The organism is Variovorax sp. 10N432 (assembly GCF_056394465.1).
Window position 1 is genome coordinate 1 of sequence record NZ_JBFTHX010000096.1, and the last position, 3535, is coordinate 3535.

Genomic DNA, 3535 nt, shown 5'->3' on the forward strand with positions numbered 1-3535 from the left:
CGCTGCGCCAGGCTGCGCACTTCCGACGCCACCACCGCGAAGCCGCGGCCCTGCTCGCCGGCGCGTGCGGCTTCCACCGCCGCGTTCAACGCCAGGATGTTGGTCTGGAACGCGATGCCGTCGATCACGCCGATGATGTCCACGATCTTGCGCGACGAGGCGTTGATCGAGCCCATGGTGTCGACCACCTGGCTGACCACGCTGCCGCCCTTGACGGCGACTTCGGAAGCCGAGACCGCGAGCTGATTGGCCTGGCGGGCGTTGTCGGCGTTCTGCTTCACCGTCGAGGTCAGTTCTTCCATCGACGCGGCCGTTTCCTCCAGCGAGCTCGCCTGCTCTTCGGTGCGCGACGACAGGTCCTGGTTGCCCGTGGCGATCTGGCTCGAAGCCGTCGCGATCGTGTCGGTGCCGGTGCGGACTTCGCCCACCACCTTCGCGAGGCTGTCGTTCATGTTCTTCAGCGCCTGCATGAGTTGGCCGGTTTCGTCGCGGCTCCCGATCTCGATGTGGCTGGCGAGATTGCCGTCCGCCACGGTCTCCGCCACTTTCACGGCCTCGCCCAACGGGTGGACGATGCCGACCGTCAGCCGCCAGGCGAACAGCCCGCCGACCGCCAATGCCACGATCGACAGCACGATCAGCGACATCCGGCCGGTGTCGTGCTCCTTCGCGATCGCCTGGGCCGACGCGTCGATCAACCCGCGTTCATGCACCGACAGCGCATCGACGGCCTTTCCATAGTTCGCCAGCGCCGTCGTGAACTGGTTGTCGGCCAGTTTGTTGGCACCGTCCGCGTCGTTCGCCGCCTTGAGCTTGTTGAGCGCTGCGAGCAGTTCGAGCACCACGCGGCGTGCCTCGGCCACGTCGCCGTAGAGCTTCTTTTCCTCGGGCGAGACCAGCAGCGCCTCGAGCTTCTTCTGCAGCGGATTGATGAGTGCCTGGCCGCCGCCGAGTTCCTTCTTGAAATAAGCTTCAGTGGCGGGATCGCTGGCCTTCACGATCGCAAAAGTCCGCACGATGTTGGCCGCCAGCAAGGTCGACCATTCACCGACCATGCGCTCCTTGACCAAGGTCTTCTCGACCATCTCTTCGGTGGCGTTGCCCACGTTGGCCAGCCGCAGCATGCCGGTGGCCGAAAGAAGGGCCATCAGCACCAGCATGGCGGCGAAGCCGATGCCCAGGCGGGTGCCGATCTTCAGATTCTTCATACTCATCACACACTTCCTCACTTCATCGAACGATTGGATCGGCGTCGAAACGCCGCGGGTCTTGTCGTATGCCGGCTCAGCTCGCCCGCGCGTCGGACGGATTCATCTTGAAGACGCTCACCACCTGCGACAGGTTGCCGGCCTGCTCCTGAAGCGACTGCGCCGCGGCCGAGGCCTCTTCGACCAGTGCCGCGTTCTGCTGCGTCACCTGGTCCATCTGCGTGATCGCCTGGTTGATCTGCTCGATCCCCGAGGTCTGCTCCTGGCTGGCCGCCGTGATCTCGCCCATGATGTCGGTCACCCGCTTGACGCTGTCGACGATCTCTTCCATCGTGCGACCCGCCTCCGCCACYTGYTTGCTGCCTTCCTCGACCTTCTCCACCGAGTCGCCGATCAAGGTCTTGATCTCCTTGGCCGCCGCCGCCGAGCGCTGCGCCAGGCTGCGCACTTCCGACGCCACCACCGCGAAGCCACGGCCCTGCTCGCCGGCGCGAGCGGCTTCCACCGCCGCGTTCAACGCCAGGATGTTGGTCTGGAAGGCGATGCCGTCGATCACGCCGATGATGTCGACGATCTTGCGCGACGAGGCGTTGATCGAGCCCATCGTGTCGACCACCTGGCTCACCACGCTGCCGCCCTTGACTGCCACTTCGGAAGCCGAGACCGCGAGTTGATTGGCCTGGCGGGCGTTATCGGCGTTCTGCTTCACCGTCGAAGTCAGTTCTTCCATCGAGGCAGCGGTCTCTTCCAGCGAGCTCGCCTGTTCTTCTGTGCGCGACGACAAGTCTTGGTTGCCGGTCGCGATCTGGCCCGAGGCCGTCGCGATCGTGTCGGTGCCGGTGCGGACTTCGCCCACGATCTTCACCAGGCTGTTGTTCATCTCCTTGAGCGCCTGCATGAGCTGGCCGGTTTCGTCCTTCGAGGCCACGTGGATGCGCGAGCTGATGTCGCCTGCGGCGACGGTCTCGGCCACCTTCACGGCTTCACCGATCGGCCGCGTGATCGATCGCGTGATGAACCAGGCAATCGCAGCGCCCAGCAGCACGGCCATCAGGCCGAGTCCCAGCATCAGGCCGCGCACACGCTGGTACTCGGCGGCTGCGGCGGCATTCGCCTGTTCGGCCCGCCGGGTCTGGTAGTCGATCATCGCGTCCACCGAGGCCAGCGTGGCGCGCACGGCGGGAGCGAACTTCTTCATCAGGAGTTCGGTCGCTTCGACGTTCTTGTTCTGCTGCGCCAGTTCGATCAGCTGGGCGCTCAGGGGCGCCGCCACCGCCAGCGTCTCGTCGATCCTGGCCAGGAAGGCCTTGCCTTCCGGCGTCACGACGATCTTGGCGAGCGCGGTCTTGGTCTCGGTGAACAGCTCGCGCGCCGATCCGATCTTTTTCATCTGTTCGCGCATCGCCGCCTCGTCGGTCAGCAGCACCAGTTCAGTTCCGTAGCCGGCGATGTCGCGAATCGAATCGAGCATCTTGTTGGCCAGCGCCACCTTGACATTGTTGTCATGGACCATGCTGTCGAGGCGCGCCTGGATGCCGCCGAGGGAGTTCAGGCCGAGTGCGACGATCGCCGCCAGGAACAGCAGAACGACGGCGAAGCCCATGCCCAGGCGGGTGCCGATTTTCAGATTGGAAAGCGCGTTCATGGTGGTGGCAACAAGGTGTCCTGGAGTAGATGTGAGGGTTTCAGAATTCGGTCCAGTCGCCCGCGGCCGCGCTGGCCGTCGCCGGCGCAGGCGCCGGCTTCGAACGGGCGGGGGCCGGAGCCGGCGATGGCCTGGATGGCGCCCGGCTCGGCGCAGCTGCCGCGACAGGCGTACGGGCCGGCGGAGCAACCGCTGCCGGCCCGTCGTCGAGCTTGAAGGTGCCGACGATCTGCGACAGGTTGCCGGCCTGCTCCTGCAGCGATGCGGCGGCCGCCGCGGCCTCTTCGACCAGTGCCGCGTTCTGCTGCGTCACCTGGTCCATCTGCGTGATCGCCTGGTTGATCTGCTCGATCCCCGAGGTCTGCTCCTGGCTGGCCGCCGTGATCTCGCCCATGATGTCGGTCACCCGCTTCACGCTGCCCACGATCTCTTCCATCGTGTGACCCGCCTCGGCCACCAGCGCGCTGCCAGCGCCCACCTTGCCCACCGAATCGTCGATCAGGCCCTTGATCTCCTTGGCCGCCGCCGCCGAGCGCTGCGCCAGGCTGCGCACTTCCGACGCCACCACCGCGAAGCCGCGGCCCTGCTCGCCGGCGCGTGCGGCTTCCACCGCCGCGTTCAACGCCAGGATGTTGGTCTGGAACGCGATGCCGTCGATCACGCCGATGATGTCCACGATCTT

3 protein-coding genes are annotated in these 3535 nt (G+C 65.9%); all 3 read right to left on the bottom strand.

What is annotated here, in order from left to right:
* Positions 1-1214, bottom strand: a 1214-nt coding sequence (locus AC1DF3_RS36630) for a methyl-accepting chemotaxis protein (protein ID WP_478142759.1), incomplete at its 3' end; no start/stop codon positions are given.
* 70 nt (positions 1215-1284) lie between these two features.
* Positions 1285-2853: a methyl-accepting chemotaxis protein gene (locus AC1DF3_RS36635; RefSeq protein ID WP_478142760.1), complete on the bottom strand. Its 1569-nt coding sequence runs from the start codon at positions 2851-2853 to the stop codon at positions 1285-1287.
* A 40-nt stretch (positions 2854-2893) separates the two neighbouring features.
* On the bottom strand, positions 2894-3535 hold a 642-nt coding region (locus tag AC1DF3_RS36640; protein ID WP_478142761.1), incomplete at its 5' end, for a methyl-accepting chemotaxis protein.